Here is a 24,555-nt window from a genome sequence, read left to right as displayed (position 1 = left end):
CGGCGGTGTTCCGGCCACCCGCACCCCGTTCCTGCCGCGGCCGGTGGCTACGGCACGGGGGTGGCGTGCGGTGCGCAGGTCACGTCGTGCCGGTCGGTGCGGCCGGTGAGCAGGTAGGTGTTTACCCGCTCGTTGACGCACGGGTTCACGAGCCCGGTGACGCCGTGCGATCCGGCGCCCTTCTCGGTGATGAGCCGGGAGCCCTTGAACCGCTGGTGCAGTTCTACCGCGCCCTCGTAGGGGGTCGCGGCGTCACGCGTGGACTGCACGATCAGGACGGCCGGGAGACCCTTGCCCGTCCTCACCTCGGTGGGGGTCTGCCGCTTGGTCGGCCAGGTGGCGCACGGCAGGTTCATCCACGCGTTGGCCCAGGTCAGGAACGGGTAGTCGCGGTGCAGCCGGGTGTTGTCCCGGTCCCAGGTGCGCCAGCTGACCGGCCACTGCGCGTCCGCGCACTCGACCGCCGTGTACACGGCGTTGCTGTTCTCGGAGGCGATGTTGCCCGCGGTGTCGCCGAGGTCGGGGGCGACGGCGTCGACGAGAGCCTGGGTGTCGCCCGCCAGGTACGCGCTCCAGGTCCGGGCGACGGGCGCCCAGGAGGAGTCGTAGTACGGCGCGCTCTGGAAGAAGCCGATGAGCTCGGCGGGGCCGACGACGCCGCCGATGGGGTTCTTCTTCGCGGCGGCGCGCAGCGTGAGCCACGCCTGCTCGACCTTCTGCGGGGTGTCACCGATGTGGTAGACGTCGTCGTGCCGGGCGACCCAGGCCTGCCAGTCCTCCCAGCGGGTCTGGAAGGCGACGTCCTGGTTGAGGTTGGCTTCGTACCAGATGTTGCTCCGCTCCGGGTTGACGACGCTGTCCACGACCATGCGGCGCACGTGGCCCGGGAAGAGCGTGCCGTAGACGGCTCCCAGGTAGGTGCCGTAGGAGACGCCCAGGAAGTTCAGCTTCTTCTCGCCGAGCGCCGCCCGGATCACGTCCAGGTCGCGCACGGTGTTGAGGGTGGTCATCTGCGGCAGCAGGTCCCCGCTGCGCTCGGCGCAGCCGGCCGCGTATTCGGCGGCGAGCTTGCGCTGGGCACGCTTGTCGGCCTCGGTGTCGGGCACCGGGTCGGCCTTGGGCACCTTGACGTACTCCTGCGGGTCGGCGCAGGAGATCGGTGCGGAGTGTCCGACGCCGCGCGGCTCGAAGCCCACGAAGTCGTACGCCGCGGCGACCTTGGTCCAGACCGGGTTCTTGTTGGTGATCCGGGTCGGGAAGCGCAGGCCGGAACCACCGGGACCGCCGGGGTTGTAGAGGAGGGCACCCTGGCGCTCCGCGGCCGTACCGGTGCTCACGTGGCGGTCGACGGCGAGCTTGATCTGCTTGCCGTACGGCTTGGTGTAGTCGAGCGGGACGGTCACCCAGCCGCACTGGATGGGCTTGGGGAGCGCGTAGTCGGCGGGGCAGTCCGCCCAGTCGATGCCGGCGCGTCCGGCGCGGTCCGCGGCGATCGCGGCTCCGCGCGCCTCGGCCGCCCCCGCGTGGTGCTCGTGTCTGTCCGCTCCGGCCGCCGGTGCGGCCGTCATGCCCGCTATGAGCGTCCCCGCGATCAGAGTGCCGGCTGCGCCGAGCACTGCAGTGCGTTGCAAGTGGAACCTCCCCCATGGGTGTCGCGCCGCGTCGCAGCGGCACGGATCTACGGTTTCTGGTGGATCATTTCCTCTGTGAGGTTCCTGAGAACAGGGCATCCCCCACTTTCTTTGCCGAACCGATAACCGGCAACTCAAGTACCGCTGAACGGACTTCCCGCCCACCGGCCCCAATCTGCCGCCATGTCAGGTGGGTTGACCAGCGCGGACACCGTCCTGGACCAGCGCCGTCGCCTCGTCCAGGAGGATGCGCAGCCTGCGCGCGTCGGTGGCGACGGCCGTCACCAGTGCGGCGGGTCCCGCCAGCGGAGCCAGGACGGCGGTGGGGCCGAGAAGCCGGGTCATTACTGGCATCTCCTCGAATTCCGGCATCACGAAGAGGAGTTGGCCGACGGCCCGGTGTCCGCCCAGCACGGCGGGGCCGTCCCATCCGCCGGCGGCTCCGGGGCCGTAGGAGAGTTCCTGGTCGAGCAGCGGGCGTCCCCGGCGGCGTACGGTGAGGCGGGTGGCCAGGGCACCGGTCGCCTCGCCGTGACGGCCGAGCACCTGTTCCTCCCGGTACACAAGCCGTGCTGTGGCGGCGAGTTCGACGGTGGTGGTCATCCGCAGTTCACTGCCGCGGGCGGAGATCAGCTGCTCCGGGAGCCAGTGCAGCTCCGCCTCGTCGCCCACGCTCAGCCGGACGTCGTAGTGGGCGGGCCCGGGGCCGGGGAGGGCGACGGTGGCCGCCGCGGCACCGACCCTGAGCCGGGTCCCCTCCCCGGCGTCCACGTCCACGGCGAGGCGGTCGCCCCCCAGGGGCGCGCTCATGGCGCCGACGAGGGTGACCCCCGTGTACGGGGCCGCGGCCCGGGTCCTTCGGAGCGCGAGCGGGCCGTCGCTCTCCAGCACCGGCAGCGCCGTGCCGCCCCGCCCGTCCGCGACGGCGCGGACGCGGGCGGTCGCGGTGACGCTCACGAGGACCAGGCGGCGAGCTGCGCCCGCACCCAGGCGGCCACCGGGGCGACTCCGTCGGCCGATGTCAGTGAGGTGAAGACGACCGGCAGCTCGCCACGCTGCCGGGCGGCGTCGTCGGCCATCCTCGTGAGGTCGGAGCCGACGTGGGGGGCGAGGTCGGTCTTGTTGACGACGAGCAGGTCGGCGGTGGTCACGCCGGGGCCGCCCTTGCGGGGGATGTCGTCGCCGCCCGCCACGTCGATGATGAACACCTGGGCGTCCACGAGTCCCTTGGAGAACGTGGCGGTGAGGTTGTCGCCCCCCGACTCGACGAGGATGAGGTCGAGCGGGCCGACACGGTCCTCCAGGTCCTCGACGGCTTCGAGATTGGCGGAGATGTCGTCGCGGATGGCGGTGTGCGGGCAGGCGCCGGTCTCGACGGCCTGGATGCGTTCGGGCGGCAGGACCGCGTTGCGGAGCAGGAACTCCGCGTCCTCGCGGGTGTAGATGTCGTTGGTGACCACGGCGAGCGAGAACTGGTCGCGCAGGGTCCGGCAGAGGGCGGCCACGGTGGCGGTCTTGCCCGAGCCGACCGGGCCGCCCAGTCCGATGCGCAGGGCGCGGCGGCTGCCGTCCGGCCGCGCGGCGTCCGCGCCGACGGCGGCGGGCCCTTCGTGGGAGTGGTCGAGGTGCATGGTGCGGCTCCTGGGTGGGTGCGGGTCGTCCGACCGCGCCGGTCGCGCGGACGGACGGCCCTGAGGGGAGGGGTGAGGGCGCGCACGGTCGGGGCCGGCGGGCCGGATACGGAGACTCCCGGCGCCCTGGAGAGCGCCCGGGGGTCATGAGGCGAAGAGCCGGACCGGCCAGGTGGCGTGGGTTTCGGCGGCGATGTCGAGGAGCGGCGCCGAGGCGGCCGGCAGGGCGTCGATGCCCTGCCGGGCCGCTGCGGTGGCCTGTTCGGCGACACGGTCGAGCTCGGGCGCGAGCCGGGCGAGGACGGCGGTGGCCTGGAACGGGTCGAGGGAGAGCAGCCGGACGACGGCGGTCGCGGGCCCGCCGACCGCCTCGTACGCCGCGCAGTACGCGGCGTCCTCGGGGGTCAGGCCGGCCGACGCCGCGGTGAGCCCGAGGACGACGGGCTGGTGGGCGCCTCGGGGGCGGGCGGCCGCGAGCGCGTCCAGGGCGGGCCCCGGCCAGGTGGACCGGGCGGCCCGCATCAGCTGCCGGCCGAGCTTGCGGGCGGTGGCCCGCAGAGCGGGCGAGGGCGTACGGGCGTCCGCCGCCTCGTCGAGGGCGAGCGGGTCGAGGCCCAGGGCCGCCGCCGCGGCGAGCGCGGCGGCGGTGAGGCCGGTGGTGTGCAGGCGGCCCCGGCAGAAGGCGGCGAGGCCGGCAGCATCGCGGACGCGTCCCGCCGTGACGGCCGGTTCGGCGCCGCCGGAGTGGGCGTGGCCGCCTGCGGGGAACCGGCCGTCGGCAAGGACGAGCAGGGCTGCGCGTGACATGGTCCCGTCCGCTCAGAAGAGGAAGTAGCGCTGTGCCATGGGGAGTTCGGCAGCCGGGGCGGGTTCGACGAGGTCTCCGTCGATCGTCACGGCGAAGCTGTCCGGGTCGACCCGGACCCGGGGCAGCGCGTCGTTCTCCCGCATGTCCGCCTTGGTGATGCCCCGGGTGCCGGTGATCGCCACGAACCTCTTGCCGAGTCCGAGGCGTTCGGGCAACCCGTCCTCGATGGCCGCCGCCGAGACGAAGTTGAAGGAGTTCGCGGCGGGGGCCTGGCCGAGGGCTCCGAACATCGGCCGGGGCATGACCGGCTGGGGAGTCGGGATGGAGGCGTTCGCGTCACCCATCTGCGCGTACGCGATCTGTCCCCCCTTGATGACCAGTTGGGGCTTCACGCCGAAGAACGCGGGGTCCCAGAGGACGAGGTCGGCGAGCTTGCCGGTCTCGACCGAGCCGATCTCCCGGTCGAGCCCCTGCGCGACCGCCGGGTTGATCGTGTACTTGGCGACGTAACGGCGGGCCCGGTGGTTGTCGGCCGCACCGTCGCCGGGGAGGGCGCCGCGGCGCACCTTCATGACGTGCGCGGTCTGCCAGGTGCGCAGGACGACCTCCCCGATCCGGCCCATGGCCTGGGAGTCCGAGGAGATGATCGAGATGGCGCCGAGGTCGTGCAGGATGTCCTCGGCCGCGATGGTGGAGGGCCGGATACGGGACTCGGCGAAGGCCAGGTCCTCGGGGACGGCCGGGTTGAGGTGGTGGCAGACCATCAGCATGTCGAGGTGTTCCTCGATGGTGTTGACGGTGTGCGGTCGCGTCGGGTTGGTGGAGCTCGGCAGGACGTACGGCTCCGACACGACCGTGATGATGTCGGGTGCGTGCCCGCCCCCCGCCCCCTCGGTGTGGTAGGCGTGGATCGTACGGCCCGCGATCGCGGCGAGGGTGTCCGCCACGAAGCCGGCCTCGTTGAGGGTGTCCGTGTGGATGGCGAGCTGGGCGCCGCTCTCCTCGCAGACCCGCAGGCAGGCGTCGATCACGGCGGGTGTCGCGCCCCAGTCCTCGTGGATCTTGAATCCGAGCGCCCCGCCGCGGAGTTGGGCCCACATGGCCTCGTGCGACATGGTGTTGCCCTTGCCGAGGAGCCCGATGTTGACGGGTGCCCCCTCCAGCGCCGCGAACATCCGGGCGAGGTGCCAGGAGCCCGGGGTGACCGTGGTCGCCTTGGTGCCCTCGGCCGGTCCGGTACCGCCACCGACGAGGGTGGTGATCCCGGAGGAGAGAGCCTGGTCGACGAGGGTCGGCGAGATGAAGTGGACGTGCGCGTCGATGGCGCCCGCCGTGAGGATCTTGCCGTTCCCCGCGATGATCTCGGTCTCCGGCCCGATGACGAGCTCGGGGTGGACGCCGTCCATCGTGTCGGGGTTGCCGGCCTTGCCGATGCCGGTGATGCGCCCGTCCCGGATGCCGATGTCGGCCTTGACGATCCCCCAGTGGTCGAGGACGACCGCCCCGGTGATGACCGTGTCCGGGGCGCCCTCGGCGCGGGTGGTGCGGGCCTGGCCCATGGACTCACGGATCACCTTGCCACCCCCGAAGACGGCTTCGTCACCGGCGAGTCCGGGTCCGCCCGAGCGGTCCTCCTCGATCTCCACCAGCAGGGAGGTGTCGGCGAGCCGGATGCGGTCGCCGGTGGTCGGGCCGAACAGGTCGGCGTACACGGCACGGTCGAGCTCAGCCATCGAGGGCACCTCCGGTCGCGCCGCGCAGGCCGGGGACGACGCGGGCGCCGGCGAGCGGGACGAGTTCGACGTCCGTCGGGATGCCGGGCTCGAAACGCACGGCCGTCCCGGCGGCGATGTTCAGCCGCAGGCCGCGGGCGGCCTCGCGGTCGAAGTCGAGGCCGGGGTTGGCCTCGGCGAAGTGGTAGTGGGAGCCGACCTGGACGGGCCGGTCGGCCGCGTTGAGGACGGTGAGACGGGTGACGGGACGGCCCTCGTTGATCGGCACGGGCCCCTCCGCGTACAGGATCTCTCCGGGAATCACCGGTGGCACCCCTCAGACGATCGGATCGTGGACGGTGACGAGCTTGGTGCCGTCCGGGAAGGTGGCCTCCACCTGGACGTCGTGGATCATCTCCGGGATGCCGTCCATGACGTCGCGGCGGGTGAGCACCGCGCGTCCGGACGCCATGAGTTCGGCGACGCTCCGGCCGTCGCGTGCGCCCTCCAGGAGGTGCGAGGTGATCAGCGCGACCGCCTCCGGATGGTTGAGCCGCAGCCCGCGCGCCCGGCGCCTCTCGGCGACGTCGGCGGCCACATGGATGAGCAGTCGCTCCTGCTCGTGCGGGGACAGTTGCACGCTTCACCTCGTCGTCTCGCGCCCGGTACCGGCTCTGGTCGCGGCGGACCCTGCCGGATGTCGACGGTCCGTGGACATCCGAGGGGCGAACCACCGTCCAGGCATGGCACGTTAGGGCGGAAGTTTTTCCGTGGCGTTAACTGGGACGGTTCCGCGGCGACACGACGGCGAACCGGACCGCGGCGGCGTCGGGGAGGTGAGCCGTCCCGCCGTCCCGCGGACGGACACGGCCGGGCCGTCCCCGCGCACCCGCCTCGTATACGGCGCGACGGAGGGTGGTGCGCGTCGCTCTCCGGCCGCGCCGGACGGTCCCCCGCCCGCCTGGGGGGCGAAGCCTGCGGTCGCCTGGGGGCGGCCGGGGCCCTGGAGGCGCAGGCGGCGGCCCTGGTGGCACAGGCGGCGGCCCTGGTGGCACAGGCGGCGGCGCTGCGTGACGCCCTGACGCCGGTGCACGAGCGCGGCGGGACGCGGATCCACGCGACGACGCCGGCGCGGGCGCTGCGGGCCCTGGACGGGGAGCGGCGCCCGGGCCGCGTCACCGTACCGTGCGTGTCCAGGAGTTGGCCGGTAGGGAGCGGGGCGCGGCGCCGCGTGGGGGAACTGCCGACACGCCCGTGAGGAATATCGGATATTTCACCCGTTCGGTCCAGGTGATCGAGCCTGGCGACGCCGCTCCGAGTTGCGCTCCCCGCGGTTCTCCCCATGGGCGGCAATCCGCAGGCCACAGGGGGTGCGGACCCGGCCCCGACAAGCGCTCCCGGCTGTCCGGAGCGCTCCCCCTACTCTCCCGGCGCAACCGCGGCAGGTCTCTCCGGCGGCCTCTGCCCCCTCGAAAATCCCGCACGGCCTGGGTCAAGATCCGTGGGACGACAAGCCCCCGCCATCCTGACGGGGCGGTCCGCGCGGACGCCGAGTCCTGCCGCCGAGCGGATGACGGGTCGACAGGAGTGGATCGGCAGGAGTGGAGGACCCGAGCACAACGGGCCGACCGGGTTACCGGCCGTCCCTCGGGGTGAAGCCGCACCGCGCGGCCGGGCGACTTCGCCAGCCCGAACCCGACAGGTCATCTTTCACAGGCGGCTGACGAAGGGTTGCGCATGACTGCGCAGGTTCATGTCCCGTCTCTGCTCGCCCGGGCCGGTACGGCCTCGGCCCTGACTCTCGCTCTCAGTTCGACCATGCTGGCCCCCGGCCTGGTGAACGACGCCGACGCCGCCACCGCCGCCCGTGCCACGAAGGCCCTCCGTGTGGCCGCCTCGAAGAAGGGCGCTCCCTACCAGTGGGGCGCCACCGGCCCCCGCAGGTTCGACTGCTCCGGGCTGACGCTCTACTCGTTCAAGCGGGTCGGCAAGAAGCTTCCCCGTACGGCGCAGCAGCAGTACAACAAGACGCGTCACATCACCTCCTCGCAGCGCAGGAAGGGAGACCTGGTCTTCTTCCACAGCGGCCGCAGCGTCTACCACGTGGGCATCTACGCCGGCAGCGGGAAGATCTGGCACTCCCCGAAGACCGGCGCCGTGGTGCGACTGGAACGGATCTGGACGAAGAGGGTCTGGTACGGGCGGGTGCGCTGAGCACCCGGACCCGGTGCACGGGTGCGTGGCGGTCGGCTCCCGACAGGACGCCGCGCACCGGGGTGCGCGGTCGGCCCGTCCGGAGCCGACCGCGCCGACGCGCGGAGCGCCGCGGTTCCCGGTGGACCGGTGCGCGGCCTCGGATGCGGTGCACGAGGTCGCTCTAGCTCACCACCGCCGCGGCACAGGGCAGCACGACCCACACGGTCTTGCCGCCGTCCTCGGTCGCCGTGACGCCGAACCGTCCGCCGGACTCCTTGACCAGGGACCGGATGATCGCGAGGCCGCGCCCGTTGTCCTGCTGCACGGCGGCGGGCAGCCGCCTGGGCCACCGGGGGTGGCTGTCGGTCACCCCGAGCCGCAGCACTTCGTCGCGGTCGAGCACGAGCCGGACCGTGAAGGTGGGCGACTGGCCGAAGGTGTGCAGGATCGCGTTGGTGGCCAGTTCCGAAACGATCAGCCGCATCGTCTCCGCGGTGTCGGTGTCGTCGGGCAGCCCCCACTCGGTGAGAGCTCCGGCCACGTGTCTGCGGGCCGCGGACACCGATGCGGGATCGCTCGGCAGGGTGACATGTGCTTCCTGATGATCTGCCATGGCGACGCCGTCCCTTTCCGCCCGGCCGACCCCTATCGGCCCGGATTGTGCCTGGCGCCAGAGTGCCACCGCCAGACCCCGTGCTGTGACGATCTGCCGAGATATGCATATATCTATCGCTCGATGCGGTGAACTCGGCGTCGCCGGGACTCGAACGTTCGGCACACTTGCGTCCAGGTCGGCCGAGGGACGGTCGGCCCACGGAACGGTCGGCCGTGCCGCCCGGCGGAAGGAAACCGGAATGGGCAACGGCCCCGTCGTGCGTCGACGCAAACTCGGTGAGGAGCTGCGGAGTCTGCGCCACGCGTCGGGATTCACGAGCCGGCAGGCGGCGTCGCTGCTCGGCTGGCACCAGTCGAAGGTGAGCAGGATCGAGACGGGGGCCAGTGGAGTCTCCCCGGCCGACGTGAGCCGACTGCTGGACGCGTACGCGGTCGACGACCCCGAACTGCGTTCCCTGCTGTCGGCTCTGGCGGGCTCGGCGGAGAACCGGGACGCGGGGTGGTGGCACGCCTACCGGGACGTCATTCCGCCGCAGTACCGCGACTTCATCGCGCTGGAGGCGCAGGCCGAGACCGCGAGGACGCTGGAGACCTCGGTGCTGCCGGGGCTGCTCCAGACCGCCGACTACGCCCGCTCGGTCACCGAGTCGGCACTGGACGGCATATCGGGTTCACGGCTGGACGCCCTGGTCGAGGTGCGGCTCGCCCGCCAGTCGGTCCTCCGCTGCGAGGCCCCGCTCCGGCTCACGGCCGTTCTCGACGAGGCCGTACTGCGGCGCGAGGTGGGAGGACGGCGTGTGATGCGCGCCCAGCTCGCCCACCTGGCGGCGATGACGGAGGTGCCGCACGTGCGGGTGCAGGTGGTGCCCTTCAGCCTCGGCGGGTACGTCGGGCAGACCGGCCCCTTCATCATCTTCTCCTTTCCGACAACTTCCGCTCTGGACGTGGTCGTTCTCGACCACTTGACGCGCAGTCACTATCTGGAGCGGAAGGAGGACCTGGAGGCGTACGGTTCCGCCTTCCGCATGATGCGGCAACGGGCGCTGTCGCCCGAGCGCTCCCGGGAACTCATCACGGCGATCGGCCGCGAGAGCGGGTCGGGATGACCCACGCCCCCGGCCGCCGGCCCCGCCGGGGCGGGGCCCGATGCCGTGCACGCGTACCGACCCCGACCCCGCAACCCCACAACCCCACAACCCCACAACCAGAGGATCTCCATGCTCGACCGTTCGGCCGCCCCGTCCCTCTCGTCCTGGCGTCGCAGCAGCCGCAGCACCGGTGCGAACAACTGCGTGGAAGCGGCGGTTCGCGGTCCGGACCTGCTGCTCGTACGCGATTCCAAGGATGTGGACCAGGACTGCCTGTCGTTCTCCGCGCCGGCCTGGAGGACTTTCGTTGCAGCACTCCGGGATCCGGGCCTGCGCCCGTAAGGAGCTGCCGCACGGACGGGAAGGGGGGCGGCTTCCGGCCGCGCCCGCCTTCGCGGCGTGCCCGGACGGCCGCGCTCTCCGGTCAGGCGTCGCCCCTCGGAGCCGTACGCACGATCGTGTCCAGAGCGGCGTCGATCCGGTCGTCCGTCAGGTCCGCCCGCGCGGTGAGCCGGAGACGCGAGACGCCGTCCGGGACCGACGGCGGCCGGAAGCACCCCACAGCGATCCCGCCGTCCCGGCACTCCGCCGCCCAGCGGACCGCCGCCTCGGGGGAGGGTGCCCGCACCGAGACCACCGCCGCGTCCGGGCGTGCGGCGTGGAGGCCCGAGGCGGTGAGCCGCCCGTGCATCCGGGCGGCCACGTCACGCGCCCGCTCGGCGCGTTCCGGCTCGCTCCGCAGCACCGCGAGGCTCGCGAGGGCGGCGCCCACCGCCGCGGGCGCGAGGCCGGTGTCGAAGATGAACGTCCGGGCCGTGTTGACGAGGTGGTGGATCACCCGGGCGGGACCCAGGACGGCACCGCCCTGACTGCCCAGGGACTTGGAGAGGGTCAGCGTGGCCACGACCCCGTCGTCCCCCGCGAGCCCGCAGGCGGCCGGCGCGCCGCGCCCGCCCGCGCCGAGCACCCCGAGACCGTGGGCGTCGTCGACCAGTAGTCCGGCGCCCGCATTCCGGCAGACGGCGGCGAGAGCGGCGAGCGGGGCCGCGTCGCCGTCGACGGAGAACACGGAGTCGGTGACGGCGAGCGCCGGGCCGTCGTGGGCCTCCAGGGATTTCCCCACGGCCTGGGGATCGGCGTGCGCCACCACTTCGGTCCTCGCCCGGGCCAGTCGGCAACCGTCCACGATGGAGGCGTGGTTGGCCGCGTCGGAGACGATGAGCCCGTCCGGGCGGGAGAGCGCGGTGAGCGCGGCCAGGTTGGCCGTGTAACCGGAGGAGAAGACCAGTGCGGCCTCGAACCCGCAGAACTCGGCGAGTTCGCGTTCGAGCTCCGCGTGCAGCGTGGTGGAGCCGGTGACCAGGCGTGAACCGGAGGCGCCCGCGCCCCACTTCCGCGCCGCGTCGGCCGCCGCCGAGGTCACCCGGGGGTGCCGGGTGAGCCCGAGGTAGTCGTTGCTCGCGAGGTCCAGGACCTCGGTGGCGGCGGACCGCGGGCGCAGCGTGCGGACGAGTCCGGCGGCGGCACGGCGGCCGGACTCCTCGTCGGTCCAGTCGAACGGGGCGAAGGCCATCGGGAGGTCCCTTTTGTAGGCAGCTCACAGAGGGTAGCCGGGGGCGCAGACGGTCAGGGTGTGGCAATACACACACAGCCTCCCCGCCTCTGCTGTCGGGTTCCTCCTTGGCCGATGGCCGTGCCGTACGTCAGGATCGACGCCATGGACCTCCTGAGCACGCTGGTGGACAAGGGGCTGCGGCGCGAACCGCCGACCCGTGAAGAGGCGCTCGCCGTACTGGCGACCTCCGACGAGGAACTGCTCGACGTGGTGGCCGCCGCGGGCCGGGTGCGCCGGCAGTGGTTCGGGCGCCGGGTGAAACTCAACTACCTGGTCAACCTGAAGTCGGGGCTGTGCCCCGAGGACTGCTCCTACTGCTCGCAGCGCCTCGGCTCCGAGGCCGGCATCCTCAAGTACTCCTGGCTGAAGCCCGACGAGGCGTCACGCGCGGCGGCCGCGGGGGTGGCCGGGGGTGCCAAGCGGGTCTGCCTGGTGGCGAGCGGCCGGGGCCCCACGGACCGCGACGTGGACCGGGTCTCCCGGACCATCGAAGCCATCAAGGACCAGAACGAGAGTGTCGAGGTGTGTGCCTGCCTCGGGCTGCTCTCGGACGGGCAGGCGGAGCGGCTGCGCGCGGCGGGAGCGGACGCGTACAACCACAACCTCAACACCTCCGAGGCCACTTACGGCGGCATCACCACCACCCACACCTACGCCGACCGGGTGGAGACCGTGCGGCACGCCCAGGGGGCCGGCCTGTCGGCCTGTTCCGGGCTGATCGCGGGCATGGGCGAGAGCGACGGCGATCTGGTCGACGTGGTCTTCGCCCTCCGTCAACTCGACCCCGACTCCGTACCGGTGAATTTCCTGATCCCGTTCGAAGGCACTCCGCTGGCCAAGGAGTGGAATCTGACGCCGCAGCGGTGTCTGCGGATCCTGGCGATGGTCCGGTTCGTCTGCCCGGACGTGGAGGTACGGCTCGCCGGTGGCCGCGAGGTGCATCTGCGGTCGATGCAGCCGCTCGCGCTGCACCTGGTCAACTCGATCTTCCTGGGCGACTACCTGACCAGCGAGGGGCAGGCCGGTCAGACGGATCTCGACATGATCGCCGATGCCGGGTTCGAGGTGGAGGGCGCGGGCACCACCACGCTGCCCGGCCACCGGGCGGCGGCCGGCGCGGGTGCCGGTTGCGGGGCGCACACGGACGCCGGCGGCTGCGGAGGCGGGACGGAGGCGGCCGGGGGCTGTGCGCCGTGCGGCGGTGCGACCCCGGCCCCGGCGCAGGACGGAGGCAGCTCGGAGGCCCTCTCGGCGCAGGCCTCCTCGTCCGGGCGTTCCTCGGCGGCCGATCCGGGCGGGGTCACCGCTGGGTCGGCCGGGGCCGGTACGGCGCGCCACGCGGATCAGGGGGCGCGCCCGGACCTGGTGTCCGTGCGCCGGCGGGGTGCGGGGACGGATCTCGCTCCCAATGCCTGAGGCGTACGTTCCGGGGCCGGCCGGCTCCGTCCGGCCGGCCCCTCTCTCTTCCTCCCCACGGGGCTGCGGACCGGGCCCGTCCGGTGACCCGGTAGGGGGGTTGTCGCCCTCCCGGCTGAGGGCGCTCGACCGGGCCCATGTCTGGCATCCGTACGGACCGATGCCGGGCCGGCAGGAGCCGCTGATCGTGGAGTCGGCCTCCGGTGTCCGGCTGCGCCTCGCGGAACCCGTCGACGGGCAGGACGAGTTGGTGGACGGCATGTCCTCCTGGTGGTCGGCGGTGCACGGCTACAACCACCCGGTCCTCAACGACGCGGCACGCGGACAACTGGATCGGATGAGCCACGTCATGTTCGGCGGTCTCACCCATGAGCCCGCCGTCCGACTGGCCGCGCGGCTGGTGGAGATCACCCCCGGCCCCCTGCAGCACGTCTTTCTCGCCGACTCGGGCTCCGTCTCCGTCGAAGTGGCGGTGAAGATGTGTCTCCAGTACTGGCGGTCGGCCGGCCGGCCCGCCAAACAACGGCTTCTGACCTGGCGCGGCGGATACCACGGTGACACCTGGCAGCCGATGTCGGTATGCGATCCCGAGGGCGGAATGCATGAGCTGTGGTCGGGGGCGCTGCCCCGTCAGGTCTTCGCGGATGCGCCGCCGGACGGTTTCGACGCGGAGGTCGACCCGGCCTACGCGGACCATCTCCGTGGGCTGATCGCCCGTCATGCTCACGAGTTGGCGGCGGTGATCGTGGAGCCGGTCGTGCAGGGCGCGGGCGGAATGCGCTTCCACTCCCCCGGCTATCTGCGGGTGCTGCGGGAAGCGTGCGACGCGCACGACGTGCTGCTCGTCCTGGACGAGATCGCCACCGGGTTCGGCCGCACGGGGCGGCTGTTCGCCGCGGACCACGCCGGGGTGTCGCCGGACGTCATGTGCGTCGGCAAAGCCCTGACCGGTGGCTACCTCACCATGGCGGCGACCTTGTGCACCCTCGCGGTGGCCGAGGGGATCTCGCGCGGCGACGTACCGGTGTTGGCTCACGGGCCGACCTTCATGGGCAACCCGCTCGCCGCGGCGGTCGCCTGCGCCTCCGTGGACCTGTTGCTCGGCCAGGACTGGCGGGGCGAGGTGGCACGGATCGGCGCGGGGCTGCGGAAAGGGCTGGCCCGGGCCGCCGAGGAGCCGGGAGTCGTGGACGTACGGGTGCTGGGCGCGATCGGGGTCGTGCAGCTCGACCACGAGGTGGACATGGCGGCGGCGACCCGAGCGGCGGTGCGCGAAGGGGTGTGGCTGCGGCCCTTTCGGGACCTCGTCTACACGATGCCGCCGTACGTGACGGACGACGAGGACGTGGCGCGGATCTGCCGTGCCGTGTGCGCCGCGGCGCGGGAAGGATGACCATGACCGTTCTGGTGGTGTCCGGCACGGGCACCGAGATCGGCAAGACGATCGTGACCGCGGCGGTCGCCGCCGCGTCGGGCGGCCGTGTCGCGGTGCTCAAGCCCGCACAGACCGGGCTCGCCCCCGGCGACCACGGTGACGCCGCCGAGGTGGCGCGACTGGCCGGCGGCGAGGTGACCGCGGTCGAACTGGCCCGGTATCCGGAGCCGTTGGCACCCGCCACGGCCGCCCGCCGGAGCGGACTTTCCCCCGTACGCCCGTACGAGATCGCCGAGACCGCGCAGAAACTGGCGACGGAGCACGATCTGGTGCTGGTCGAAGGGGCCGGCGGGCTGCTCGTACGGTTCGACGACGAGGGGGCCACGCTGGCCGACGCTGCCCGGCTGTTGGCGGCGCCGGTGCTGCTGGTGGTGGCCCCCGGACTCGGCACGCTGAACGCCACCGCTCTGACGGCGGAGGCCCTGCGGGCCCGGGGCCTGGCGTGCCCGGGTGTGGTGATCGGCAGTATGCCCGCCGACCCCGATCTGGCCACGCGGTGCAATGTGGAGGACCTCCCGGTCGCGGCGGGGGCCCCGCTTCTGGGCGTGCTGCCGGCGGGCGCGGGTTCGCTGCGGCCCGCCGACTTCCGTACGGGGGCGCGGACGTGGCTGTCGCCGGAGTTGGGCGGGACGTGGGGGTGCCGGTAGAGGCGCCGGGTGGAGGTGGCCCGGCAGAGCGGCGGACCGGGGTCGGGCCCGCCGTCGGGCGCCGGCCACTCCTCGGTCCGCTCCCTCTGGCTCATGCGCACCAGTGGTGCAGTTCGTCCGCGATGTCGCGCACGCCGGCCTTGCCCTCCTTCACCAGGCGGGCGAGGTCGCGTACGCGGTCGGGCGAGGTATGGACGCGCAACCCGGAGGCGACCAGGTAGCCGTACGCCACGGCAGAGGCGAACATCGCGTTGGAGTGTTCCAACGCCGGCACGTGCAGCAGCAGTTGGAGCAGGGACGCCGCGCGCGCATGAGGGCTGGCGTAGACGGGGCTGCCGAAGATCTCCGCCTCGTGGCGGCTGACCGCCGCGACGAGGGCTCCCCAGTCGGCGACGTGCGGGTCGCCCGGGGTCCGATGCTCGGCCACCATGAGCAGCCAGGAGAGATCGATGCGCAGGTTCTCGGGGCCGTCCGACGGCGATGCGGATGAATCGTGGTGTTCCATGCGGGGAGACCGTCTCGGGGAGAGAAGCGTGCCGGTGCTGTCACCCGAGAGGCTCGCACGAGGGGGCCCGTCGGTTCCGCAGTCAGTATTCCCCAGTCCCGGACCGGGGCGAACCCGTCGCGCACCGGTCGGCCCGCACGGGTGCGGCACTCTCCCGTCTCGGCGCATCCCGCCGGACGCACCGTCCCGCCGGACGCACCGCACCGCGGGACGGCGGCCCACGGATCGAGGCTGCTGAAAGGGGACTGCCCGCTTTCAGCGCGCGACGCGTTCCCTCCCGAACTCCTCGGCGAAGACCGATTCGTAGCGCTGCATGAAGTCGGCGGCCGCTTCGACGAACGCGTGGCCGACGTCTTCCCCGTCGGGGTGCACGCGTTCTTCGACGGAGGGGCTCGTGTTCGCCCTCCGCCGACGGGCGGCCTCGGCTGCGAGGACCTGGTCCGCTGGGGTGTTGAGCGGGGTTCTGGGCACCGTCCCACGCTAGCGTCGCCCGGACCGCCGGGGCAAGGCCACCGGTGGGCGACGGCGCACCGGACCCGCCTGCGGGTTCGGATCCGAGGGGAGTCCGTCGGCTTCCGGAGACCGCGGGGGCCCGGCTCCGGAGCGGGGGTGGTGGAGGGCCTGGTCGACCGCGCAGGATTGGGTGAGGGCATGCAGCACATGGATGATCTTTCGATACGCGCCGCCACCCGAGCGGATCTGGACGAGGTCCTCGCCTTCTGGAAGGTGGCCGCCGAGGGGACGAGCATCAGCGACGACCGGGCCGGGGTCGTACGCCTGGTCGAACGCGATCCCGCATGCCTCCTTCTCGCGGAATGCGACGGCCGGCTCGCCGGGACGGTGATCGCCGGATTCGACGGATGGCGTTGCCACCTCTACCGGCTCGCCGTCCATCCCGCGCAGCGCCGGCGCGGGGTGGCCACCGCGCTGCTGGCCGCCGCGGAGGAACGGTTCGTGCGCCTCGGCGGCCGGCGCGGGGACGCGATGGTCCTCGACGACAACGCGCGTGCCCAGCATGCCTGGCGCGCGGCGGGGTATGAGCCGGAATCCCGGTGGAGCCGATGGGTGAAGCACCTGCCTCACTGAGCGGCGGACCGGGGACCGACCAAGGCCCGACGAACCGACTGGGGCGATCGCGACCGACTGCCGACCTGCGACCATGGGGCCGGGCCCGCACCCGGCCGGTCGGTCGGAGGACCCCCGAACTGACGCGGGGCCCTCCGACCGGGCGCCGTGCACCGTCCCACCGGCCCGGTGACGCTCCGACGGGACGCCGGGCGCAGTCCGACCGGGTCGGCGACCCTTGACCGGGTCGGGGTCCGGGCCCCTCTTCCTCCTTTGCCGATCCTTTACGATGTCTCTCTGTGACCGGCGCGGTGATCGACCTCGATCAGGCAAGGCGATCAGGTACGGCGACCACCGCGCCGGTCAGTGCATCCGACCTTCTGCCGAGAAAGGTGTGAGCGTCCGCCCATGGGCGAGCCTCCCAGTAGCCGAACCCCCCAGCATCGCGACCATCGCGCGATCCTCCGTCCGCTGCCCGATCATGGGACGGAGGTGAACCGATGACCGAAGTGCTTCTGCTGCTCGTGGCCGTGCTGCTCTCGCTCGCCTGCGGCGCCTTCGTCGCCGCCGAGTTCTCTCTGACCACCGTGGAGCGCGGCGACCTCGAACGGGCCGTCGAGCGCGGCGAGCGGGGCGCGGCCGGTGCCCTCAAGGCCGTCCGCAGCCTCACTTTCCAGCTCTCCGGGGCTCAGCTCGGCATCACCGTCACCAATCTGGTGGTCGGCATGCTCTCCGAAGCGTCCATCGCCAAGCTCATCCGCGGACCGCTGGTCGCGATCGGCCTCTCCTCCAGCGTGTCGAGTTCGGTGGCGCTGGTCATCGGGACGGCCCTGTCCACGGTGGTGCTGATGGTGGTGGGTGAGCTCGTCCCCAAGAACTGGGCGATCTCCTCGCCGCTGACCGTCGCCAAAGCCGTCGCCACACCGCAACGGGCCTTCACCGCCGTCTTCCGTCCCTTCATCAGTCATCTCAACAACACCGCCAACCGCATCCTGCGTCGGTTCGGCCTCGAACCGGCCGAAGAGCTGGCCTCCGCCAGGAGCCCGCAGGAGCTGGTGGCCCTGGCTCGCCACTCCGCGAAGGAGGGGGCGCTGGAGGCGGACACCGCCGAGTTGTTCGTCCGCACCCTCAACCTGGCCGAGCTCACGGCGGAGAACGTCATGACGCCCCGCGTCCAGGTCATCGCACTGGACGTGCAGGCGACCGCCGAGGACGTCGCGAACGCGACCCGGGCGACCGGTCTGTCGCGCTTCCCCGTCTACCGCGGAAGCCTGGACACCGTCGTGGGCGTCGCCCACATCAAGGACGTCCTCGCGGTGCCCGCGGACCAGCGGGCCCGCAGAAGCGTCTCCGACCTGCTGCGGGAACCCCTCCTGGTACCGGAGACCCTCAACGTCGACAAGTTGCTCGACCGTCTCTCCGGCCGCAATCTCGCGATGGCCGTGGTCATCGACGAGTACGGCGGGACGGCCGGTGTGGTGACCCTGGAGGACATCGTCGAGGAGGTCGTCGGCGAGGTACGCGACGAGCACGACCCCCACGAGACACCCGATCTGGCACCCGCCGGTGAGGACGCCGACGGCCGCACCCTCTGGTCGGCCGACGGCGCTGCGCGCACCGACCAACTGCGCACGATCGGTCTGCGCGCGCCGGACGGACCGTACGAGACCCTCGCGGGGCTCGTCGCCCACGAGGTCGGACGCATTCCGCGGGAAGGCGACAGAGTGGAACTGACCGGGTGGCGCATCGACGTCGTGGACGCCTCCGGGCGTCGCGCCGCACGCGCCCTGCTGCACGCGCCGCTCCCGGGCGAGGATCCGCTGACGGAGGATGCCCGATGACCGTTCTCCAGCTCTTCATCGGCCTGCTGACGCTGGTCGTGAACGCGTTCTTCGTGGGCGCGGAATTCGCCCTCATCTCGGTACGGCGCAGCCAGATCGAGCCGGAGGCCGAATCCGGAAACCGGCGGGCCCGCAGCGTGCTGTGGGGCCTGGAACACGTGTCGGCGCTGCTCGCCGCGGCCCAGCTCGGCATCACCCTCTGCACCCTGGTGCTGGGCATCGTCGCCGAACCCGCCATCGCCCATCTGCTGGAGCCGGTGTTCGACGCGGTGGGAGTGCCGCACGGTGCGGTGCATCCGCTGTCGTTCGTCATCGCGCTGACGGTGGCGACCTACCTCCACATGTTGCTCGGTGAGATGGTCCCCAAGAACATCGCGCTGGCCGACCCGGCGAAGGGGGCCCTGCTGCTCGGCCCACCGCTGGTGGCGATGGCCAGGGCGCTGCGTCCGGTGATCTTCGCGATCAACGCGTTCGCGAACCTGCTGCTGAAGATCCTGAGGGTGGAGACGAAGAACGAGGTTTCCGCGACCTTCTCGGACGATCAGCTCGCGCGGCTGGTGCGTGACTCCGGCGACGCGGGACTGATGGACGACCGGTCGGCCGAGCGACTGCGGCACGCCCTGGAGCTGGGCAGCCGCCCGGTGCGGGACGTGGCCATGCCGATCGGCCGGATGGTCTCCACACGGGTGGGGACGACTCCCGAGGAGTTGGAACGGCTCTCCGCCGAGACGGGATTCTCGCGCTTCCCGGTCATGGACGGCGAGCAGCGGATACTCGGCTACCTGCACGTGAAGGACGCCTTGGACGCCGCTCCCCGTGACGTGCCGTTCCCGGTGTCGGCGATGCGTCCCATCGCCCGGGTACGGGCGGCCGCCCCGCTCGACGACGTACTGACCGCGCTGCGGCGCAGCCGAACCCACCTCGCGGCGGTGCTGGACGACGACAGCCGCCTGGTCGGCACGGTCACCATGGAGGACGTACTGCGCGAGCTGGTCGGACGACCGCAGTCGCCCTGACGCGGTTCCCGTCCTGGCCGGGGGCGCGCGTACGGCCGCACGGGGGCGTACCACGACCACGACCGCGTGCCTGCCCGTCGCATCCGGACGCTGCACGGGCAGGCCGGATCTTCCGCCCGGGTGCATTCCCGGGCCGGAGATCCGGCGGGGTCGGGTCGCCGCGATACGATCGCCGAGCCATGGAAATGAATGCCACATACACCAGTTTCGTCGCGGTCGGTGACTCCTTCACCGAGGGCATGTCGGATCTCCTGCCGGACGGTTCCTACCGGGGCTGGGCCGACGTGCTCGCCTCCAGGCTGGCGGCCCGCGCCCCCGGCTTCCGGTACGCCAACCTGGCCGTGCGCGGCAAGCTCATCGGCCAGATCGTCGACGAGCAGGTGGAAGCCGCCGCGGCGTTGCAGGCGGACGTGGTGACCCTCGTCGGCGGTCTCAACGACACCCTCCGCCCCAAGTGCGACATGGGCATGGTGCGGGCGCGGCTGGAGGAGGCCGTGGAGCGTCTCGCACCGTCGTGCAAGACGCTCGTCCTCATGCGCAGCCCGGGACGGAGCGGCCCGGTGCTGGACCGCTTCCGGCCGCGCATGGAAGAGCTCTTCGCACTGGTCGACGACCTGGCCGGCCGTTACGGCGCGGTGGTCGCCGATCTCTACGGCGCGCCGTCACTGGGCGACCCCCGGCTGTGGGACATCGACCGGCTCCATCTGACCGCCGAGGGACACAGCAGGGTCGCCGAGGCGGTCTGGCAGACGCTGGGCCTGCCGGCGGAAAGCGACTGGCGGACCCCGATGGGGGCCGTGGTGCCCGTCCACTGGGGTATCCGCAGGGTCGAGGACGTGCGCTTCGCCCGGCAGCACCTGGCTCCGTGGATCGGACGCCGGCTCACCGGCCGGTCCTCGGGCGACGGGCGCTACGGCGCGCAGTTCGACGCGGTGTCCGGACGTGCCTTCTGGATCTCCCCGGCGAACCCGGCCGACCCCGGCCCGGTGACCTCCTGGCGCCGCACCGACGACGCGTAGGACGGACCTCCCGTCCGGTGCCGACCGCCGGCGCCGGATCCCGGCGCTGAGCGTCGGCGCGGACCCCGGCGCTCACCGCCCGCGCGGGCCGTTGCGGGGTATGCCGCCCAAGGCCCGGGCGGGGAGGCCGGTGCTGGGAGCCAGGGCGGGAAGGCCAGCGCGGGGAGGCCGTGGCGAGCATGCCGCGGCAGGAAATCCGGGGCGGGGAGGCCCCGTGCCGGGTCGGGGTCCGGCTCGGCCGACGTCGCCCTAGGGGCGGAACGGTGCGGTACGGAGCGGTGTGCGGGCGGACGTGGTGACCCGGGTCTCGTAGTAACCCACAAACCGGTGCTCGGCGCTGGCCTGCACAAACCGCCAGTAGAATCTCCTTCCGTGACTGCTGTGTCTGCGAAGCCTCGCATCCCCAATGTCCTTGCCGGCCGCTACGCCTCCACGGAGCTGGCCGTTCTCTGGTCCCCCGAGCAGAAGGTGAAGCTGGAGCGTCAGCTGTGGCTGGCGGTGCTGCGTGCTCAGAAGGACCTCGGGATCGAGGTTCCCGACGCGGCGCTCGCCGATTACGAGCGGGTACTCGACCAAGTCGACCTCGCCTCCATCGCCGAGCGGGAGAAGGTCACCCGCCACGACGTGAAGGCCCGTATCGAGGAGTTCAACGCCCTCGCCGGGCACGAGCAGGTGCACAAGGGCATGACCTCCCGGGACCTCACCGAGAACGTGGAGCAGCTCCAGATCCGCCTCTCGCTGGAGCTCATGCGCGACCGCACGGTGGCGGTGCTGGCACGGCTGGGCAAGCTGGCGGGTGAGTACCGCGAGCTCGTCATGGCGGGCCGCTCCCACAACGTGGCCGCACAGGCCACCACGCTCGGCAAGCGGTTCGCGACCGGTGCCGACGAGCTGCTCGTCGCGTACGGGCGCCTGGAGGAGCTGCTCGGCCGCTATCCGCTCCGCGGCATCAAGGGCCCGGTCGGTACCGCGCAGGACATGCTGGATCTGCTGGGTGGCGACACCGCCAAACTCGCCGAGCTGGAGCAGCGCATCGCGGGCCACCTGGGCTTCGCCAACGCCTTCACCTCGGTCGGTCAGGTCTACCCGCGCTCCCTCGACTACGACGTGGTGACCGCTCTCGTGCAGCTGGCCGCCGCGCCGTCGTCGGTCTCCAAGACGATCCGCCTCATGGCGGGGCACGAGCTGGTCACCGAGGGCTTCAAGCCCGGCCAGGTCGGGTCGTCCGCAATGCCGCACAAGATGAACACCCGGTCCTGCGAGCGCGTCAACGGCCTCATGGTCATCCTGCGCGGCTACGCGTCGATGACCGGGGAACTGGCCGGCGACCAGTGGAACGAGGGCGACGTCTCCTGCTCGGTGGTCCGCCGGGTGGCCCTGCCGGACGCGTTCTTCGCTTTCGACGGCCTGCTGGAGACCTTCCTCACGGTCCTGGACGAGTTCGGCGCCTTCCCCGCCGTGGTGGCGCGCGAGCTCGACCGCTACCTGCCCTTCCTCGCGACCACCAAGGTCCTCATGGGCGCGGTGCGGGCCGGAGTCGGGCGCGAGGTCGCGCACGAAGCGATCAAGGAGAACGCGGTGGCCTCGGCGCTCGCGATGCGGGAGCAGGGCGCCGAACGCAACGAGCTCTTGGACAAGCTGGCGGCCGACGAGCGCATCCCGCTGGACCGCGAGCAGCTGGACGCCCTGATGGCGGACAAGCTGTCGTTCACCGGCGCAGCCGGCGACCAGGTCACGACGGTGGTCAACCGGATCGAGGCCATCGTCAAGGAGCACCCGGCAGCCGCCGGTTACGCCCCCGGCTCCATTCTCTGACCTGCTGCACGTCGCCCTTCCCCATGACGCCCGAGGAGCTGGCCGCCGCCCGTGACCGCATCGTCCCCGATGTGGTCGCGGGCGGTCTGCGCGTGCTGTTCTGCGGCATCAATCCCAGCCTCATGACTGCCGCGACCGGTCATCACTTCGCTCACCCCGGCAATCGCTTCTGGCCTGTGCTCCACCTCTCCGGCTTCACGCCCCGCAGGTTGGCTCCGGCCGAGCAGGGCGAACTCCCTGCCTACGGCCTGGGCATCACCAATGTCGTCGCGCGGGCCACCGCCCGAGCGGATGAGCTGAGCGTGGAGGAGTACCGCGCGGGCGGCCACGCTCTCGTCACGAAGGTCGGGGAACTGCGGCCCCAGTGGCTGGCCGTCGTCGGTGTGACGGCTTACCGAACGGCCTTCCAGGAGCGTCGAGCCCGGATCGGTCCGCAGGAACGGACCATCGGCGCCGCCCGGGTGTGGGTGCTCCCCAACCCCAGCGGGCTCAATGCCCACTGGACCGTTGCCTCCATGGCCGAGGAGTACGGCCGACTCCGCGCTGCCGTGGACGCTGCCTCACCTGCCGCACCGGACCCGAACCGGGCGTAGCCCGCCGCTCGTGGCCAACACCCCGGCACCGCCTCACCGCGACCCCGCCTTGCGCGACTTTCCCTCCCCGCGCCGCCAGGACCCCGCGCCTCCGGGACTCCGGAACTCCGGGACTCCGGGACTCCGGGACTCCGGGACTCCGCCAGCAACTCTCCTGCCGCCCCTGACCACTCGGCGTCGGTGTCGACCTCGGACCTGCCGGTCAGACGTCCCTGGAACGTATCGACCACCAGCCGGCAAGCACCGCGGCGGATGCCCATACGGCGGTCACCGCCAGACCGCTCCATGGGCCGAGACTGCCCGGTGGGTTCTCGTGGAGAATCGTCTGGCCCGCTCGGTCGGGGAAGAAGTCGGCCACTCCGGCTGACATGTCCCCTACGACGAACGACACGAGCAGGATGAACGGAATGAGGATGCTGAGCACCAGTACCGCGCTCCGCAGCAGCGCCGTGAGTCCTGCCGCGAAGAGGGCCATGAGCGCGAGATAGACGCCGCTGCCCAGAACGGCTCGCAGGGCACCGGGATGTCCCAGCCCGATCGCGAAGTCGCCCATGAACGATTGCCCCAGAAGGAAGCTGCTGAGGCCGGCGACTTCTCCCACGATCAGCGCGGCCACCCCGACGACCGCCATCTTCGCGGCGTAGAACACTCCACGGCGCGGCACGGCCGTCAGAGACACCCGGAGGGCTCCGCCGGTGAATTCGGAGGAGAGAGCGGTCGCACCGAAGGCGATGGCGGCGATCTGACCGAAGTTCAGCGCGTAGAAGGCACTGAACACCAGATCGACGTCGGGCTCGTCGACCTCGCTCTGTCCGATCGTGGCGGAGACGAGGAGGGCGATGGCCACCGTGACCACGAACACCGCCGTGAGAGAGCCATGGACGGCGCGTACGGATCTTGCCTTGACCCACTCGGAGCGAACGACCGCGCCAGCGGTGTGCGACATGCTCAGGCCTCCTGACGTGCGTTAGGGACGGCGGTGGCGAACTCGGCGGTGTCCGCCGTGAGAGCGAGGTATGCCTCTTCCAGGGTGATCCGTTCCTCGCTGAGCTCCAGGAGTGGGATGTGTTCGGCTGCGGCGAGCGCCCCGACTTCACCGGCGCGGGCGCCCTCGATCCAGCACCCTCCGCCACCGGACTCCGTCGTGTCGTATCCCCTGCGGACGAGCACGGCGCGGAGGCGCTCCCACTCGGTGGTACGAAGGTGCACCCTGGGGCGGCTGCGGGATGCGAGGAACTCGTCCGTCTTCGTGTCGGCGAGGAGCCTGCCGCCGCCGAGAATGATCAGGTGATCGGCGCAGGCAGAGAGCTCACTCAGCACATGGCTGGACACCAGAACCGTCCGGCCCTCCCGGGCCAGTCGTTTCAGCAACTCGCGCAGCCAGATGATCCCTTCCGGGTCGAGTCCATTGGACGGCTCGTCCAGCATCACGGCGGTGGGATCGCCCAGCAGCGCGGCGGCTATGCCCAGCCGCTGGCGCATACCGGATGAGAACGTCTTGATCCGCCGTGCGGCGACTGCGGCGAGGCCGGCCTCTTCCAGCGCGGTGGCGATTCTCCGGGGCGAGATGCCGTTGCTCACGGCGAGGGCGAGGAGATGGTCGCGTGCGGTGCGCGATCCGTGGGCGGCGCCGGCATCGAGCAGCGAACCGACCACGCACAATGGCTTGTCGAGCGTGGCATAGGGTCGCCCAGCCACCGTCGCCGTGCCGAGGGAAGGGCGGTCCAGGCCGAGGATCAGCCGCATCGTGGTGGACTTTCCGGCGCCGTTGGGTCCGAGGAAGCCGGTGACGCGGCCTGGCTCCGCGCAGAAGGTGAGCCGGTCCACCGCGCGGGTGGATCCGTAGTCCTTCGTGAGCTGGTGTACTTCGATGCTGGTCATGTACCCAGCGTGGCGGCAGTGGTTGA

General features: G+C 72.0%; 25 protein-coding genes, 1 pseudogene and 1 riboswitch. Of the genes and pseudogenes, 13 read left to right on the top strand and 13 right to left on the bottom strand.

What is annotated here, in order from left to right; translation table 11 throughout:
• Positions 1-47: 47 nt before the first annotated feature.
• The 7 genes from PZB77_RS28095 to PZB77_RS28065 form a co-directional block, all read right to left on the bottom strand.
• Entirely contained in the window at positions 48-1,631 is a 1,584-nt protein-coding gene (locus PZB77_RS28095) for an alpha/beta hydrolase (RefSeq protein ID WP_275495430.1), read from the bottom strand.
• A gap of 186 nt (positions 1,632-1,817) precedes the next feature.
• On the bottom strand, positions 1,818-2,588 hold the full coding sequence (locus tag PZB77_RS28090; protein WP_275495429.1) for an urease accessory protein UreD: 771 nt from the start codon (positions 2,586-2,588) through the stop codon (positions 1,818-1,820).
• Positions 2,585-3,262, bottom strand: a complete 678-nt coding sequence (gene ureG / locus PZB77_RS28085; RefSeq protein WP_275495428.1) for an urease accessory protein UreG — start codon at positions 3,260-3,262, stop codon at positions 2,585-2,587. Before ureG ends, PZB77_RS28090 begins: the two co-directional genes overlap by 4 nt.
• A 144-nt stretch (positions 3,263-3,406) precedes the next feature.
• Entirely contained in the window at positions 3,407-4,069 is a 663-nt protein-coding gene (locus PZB77_RS28080) for an urease accessory UreF family protein (protein ID WP_275495427.1), read from the bottom strand.
• Positions 4,070-4,081: 12 nt separating this feature from the next.
• Complete coding sequence (locus PZB77_RS28075; RefSeq protein WP_275495426.1) at positions 4,082-5,803, bottom strand: urease subunit alpha; 1,722 nt, start codon at positions 5,801-5,803, stop codon at positions 4,082-4,084.
• A complete protein-coding gene (locus tag PZB77_RS28070) occupies positions 5,796-6,107 on the bottom strand; it encodes an urease subunit beta (RefSeq protein WP_275496245.1) in 312 nt (103 codons plus the stop codon). Before PZB77_RS28070 ends, PZB77_RS28075 begins: the two co-directional genes overlap by 8 nt.
• 12 nt (positions 6,108-6,119) lie before the next feature.
• Entirely contained in the window at positions 6,120-6,422 is a 303-nt protein-coding gene (locus PZB77_RS28065) for an urease subunit gamma (protein WP_275495425.1), read from the bottom strand.
• A gap of 390 nt (positions 6,423-6,812) precedes the next feature.
• Between PZB77_RS28065 and PZB77_RS28060 the strand changes: the two are divergent.
• Positions 6,813-7,040: pseudogene (locus PZB77_RS28060) on the top strand (hypothetical protein); the annotation flags it as partial.
• Between the two features lie 279 nt (positions 7,041-7,319).
• Positions 7,320-7,516, top strand: a riboswitch (cyclic di-AMP (ydaO/yuaA leader).
• Positions 7,517-7,519: 3 nt separating this feature from the next.
• Positions 7,520-7,996 carry a C40 family peptidase gene (locus tag PZB77_RS28055; protein ID WP_275495424.1) on the top strand — a complete coding sequence of 159 codons (477 nt, stop codon included), beginning with the start codon at positions 7,520-7,522 and terminating at the stop codon, positions 7,994-7,996.
• A 163-nt stretch (positions 7,997-8,159) separates the two neighbouring features.
• On the opposite strand, the gene PZB77_RS28050 is transcribed toward PZB77_RS28055, so the two are convergent.
• The gene (locus PZB77_RS28050) at positions 8,160-8,591 is read right to left on the bottom strand and encodes an ATP-binding protein (protein ID WP_275495423.1); all 432 of its coding nucleotides are present in this window, start codon (positions 8,589-8,591) and stop codon (positions 8,160-8,162) included.
• Positions 8,592-8,832: 241 nt separating this feature from the next.
• Between PZB77_RS28050 and PZB77_RS28045 the strand changes: the two genes are divergently transcribed.
• The gene (locus tag PZB77_RS28045; protein ID WP_275495422.1) at positions 8,833-9,699 is read left to right on the top strand and encodes a helix-turn-helix transcriptional regulator; all 867 of its coding nucleotides are present in this window, start codon (positions 8,833-8,835) and stop codon (positions 9,697-9,699) included.
• Positions 9,700-9,810: 111 nt separating this feature from the next.
• Positions 9,811-10,023: a DUF397 domain-containing protein gene (locus PZB77_RS28040; protein ID WP_275495421.1), complete on the top strand. Its 213-nt coding sequence runs from the start codon at positions 9,811-9,813 to the stop codon at positions 10,021-10,023.
• A gap of 82 nt (positions 10,024-10,105) precedes the next feature.
• On the opposite strand, the gene PZB77_RS28035 is transcribed toward PZB77_RS28040, so the two are convergent.
• Positions 10,106-11,254 carry an 8-amino-7-oxononanoate synthase gene (locus PZB77_RS28035; RefSeq protein ID WP_275495420.1) on the bottom strand — a complete coding sequence of 383 codons (1,149 nt, stop codon included), beginning with the start codon at positions 11,252-11,254 and terminating at the stop codon, positions 10,106-10,108.
• Between the two features lie 144 nt (positions 11,255-11,398).
• Here PZB77_RS28035 and bioB point away from each other — a divergent pair, with 144 nt between their 5' ends.
• The 3 genes from bioB (at position 11,399) to bioD (ending at position 14,794) form a co-directional block, all read left to right on the top strand.
• Complete coding sequence (gene bioB / locus PZB77_RS28030; RefSeq protein WP_275495419.1) at positions 11,399-12,712, top strand: biotin synthase BioB; 1,314 nt, start codon at positions 11,399-11,401, stop codon at positions 12,710-12,712.
• 100 nt (positions 12,713-12,812) lie between these two features.
• Positions 12,813-14,105 carry an adenosylmethionine--8-amino-7-oxononanoate transaminase gene (locus tag PZB77_RS28025; RefSeq protein WP_275495418.1) on the top strand — a complete coding sequence of 431 codons (1,293 nt, stop codon included), beginning with the start codon at positions 12,813-12,815 and terminating at the stop codon, positions 14,103-14,105.
• Positions 14,106-14,107: 2 nt separating this feature from the next.
• Positions 14,108-14,794: a dethiobiotin synthase gene (gene bioD, locus PZB77_RS28020; RefSeq protein WP_275495417.1), complete on the top strand. Its 687-nt coding sequence runs from the start codon at positions 14,108-14,110 to the stop codon at positions 14,792-14,794.
• Between the two features lie 91 nt (positions 14,795-14,885).
• Here bioD and PZB77_RS28015 read toward each other — a convergent pair whose 3' ends face one another.
• Together PZB77_RS28015 and PZB77_RS28010 are read right to left on the bottom strand one after the other, a co-directional pair.
• Positions 14,886-15,299, bottom strand: coding sequence for a fic family toxin-antitoxin system, toxin component (locus tag PZB77_RS28015; protein WP_275495416.1), 414 nt, complete (start codon positions 15,297-15,299; stop codon positions 14,886-14,888).
• A gap of 255 nt (positions 15,300-15,554) precedes the next feature.
• Positions 15,555-15,770: an antitoxin gene (locus tag PZB77_RS28010; RefSeq protein WP_275495415.1), complete on the bottom strand. Its 216-nt coding sequence runs from the start codon at positions 15,768-15,770 to the stop codon at positions 15,555-15,557.
• 180 nt (positions 15,771-15,950) lie between these two features.
• On the opposite strand from PZB77_RS28010, the gene PZB77_RS28005 reads away from it, so the two are divergent.
• The 6 genes from PZB77_RS28005 to mug all read left to right on the top strand — a co-directional run bounded on the left by PZB77_RS28005 (position 15,951) and on the right by mug (position 22,648).
• Entirely contained in the window at positions 15,951-16,385 is a 435-nt protein-coding gene (locus tag PZB77_RS28005) for a GNAT family N-acetyltransferase (RefSeq protein ID WP_275495414.1), read from the top strand.
• A gap of 479 nt (positions 16,386-16,864) precedes the next feature.
• On the top strand, positions 16,865-18,205 hold the full coding sequence (locus tag PZB77_RS28000) for a hemolysin family protein (RefSeq protein ID WP_275495412.1): 1,341 nt from the start codon (positions 16,865-16,867) through the stop codon (positions 18,203-18,205).
• Entirely contained in the window at positions 18,202-19,221 is a 1,020-nt protein-coding gene (locus PZB77_RS27995) for a hemolysin family protein (protein WP_275495411.1), read from the top strand. The genes PZB77_RS28000 and PZB77_RS27995 overlap by 4 nt, the downstream gene beginning before the upstream one ends.
• A gap of 179 nt (positions 19,222-19,400) precedes the next feature.
• The gene (locus PZB77_RS27990) at positions 19,401-20,240 is read left to right on the top strand and encodes an SGNH/GDSL hydrolase family protein (RefSeq protein ID WP_275495410.1); all 840 of its coding nucleotides are present in this window, start codon (positions 19,401-19,403) and stop codon (positions 20,238-20,240) included.
• Positions 20,241-20,612: 372 nt separating this feature from the next.
• Complete coding sequence (gene purB, locus PZB77_RS27985) at positions 20,613-22,055, top strand: adenylosuccinate lyase (RefSeq protein ID WP_275495409.1); 1,443 nt, start codon at positions 20,613-20,615, stop codon at positions 22,053-22,055.
• Between the two features lie 23 nt (positions 22,056-22,078).
• Complete coding sequence (gene mug / locus PZB77_RS27980) at positions 22,079-22,648, top strand: G/U mismatch-specific DNA glycosylase (protein ID WP_275495408.1); 570 nt, start codon at positions 22,079-22,081, stop codon at positions 22,646-22,648.
• A 202-nt stretch (positions 22,649-22,850) separates the two neighbouring features.
• Here mug and PZB77_RS27975 read toward each other — a convergent pair whose 3' ends face one another.
• Together PZB77_RS27975 and PZB77_RS27970 are read right to left on the bottom strand one after the other, a co-directional pair.
• Positions 22,851-23,594 (bottom strand): ABC transporter permease, encoded by a 744-nt coding sequence (locus tag PZB77_RS27975; protein ID WP_275495407.1) that lies wholly within the window; start codon positions 23,592-23,594, stop codon positions 22,851-22,853.
• Between the two features lie 2 nt (positions 23,595-23,596).
• Positions 23,597-24,529, bottom strand: a complete 933-nt coding sequence (locus PZB77_RS27970) for an ATP-binding cassette domain-containing protein (RefSeq protein WP_275495406.1) — start codon at positions 24,527-24,529, stop codon at positions 23,597-23,599.
• Positions 24,530-24,555: the final 26 nt, after the last annotated feature.

It is taken from the genome of Streptomyces sp. AM 2-1-1, from assembly GCF_029167645.1.
Taxonomy (GTDB): Bacteria; Actinomycetota; Actinomycetes; order Streptomycetales; family Streptomycetaceae; genus Streptomyces.
The sequence above is the reverse complement of the archived record's forward strand: the minus strand, read 5'-3'. Positions and strand labels throughout refer to the sequence as shown.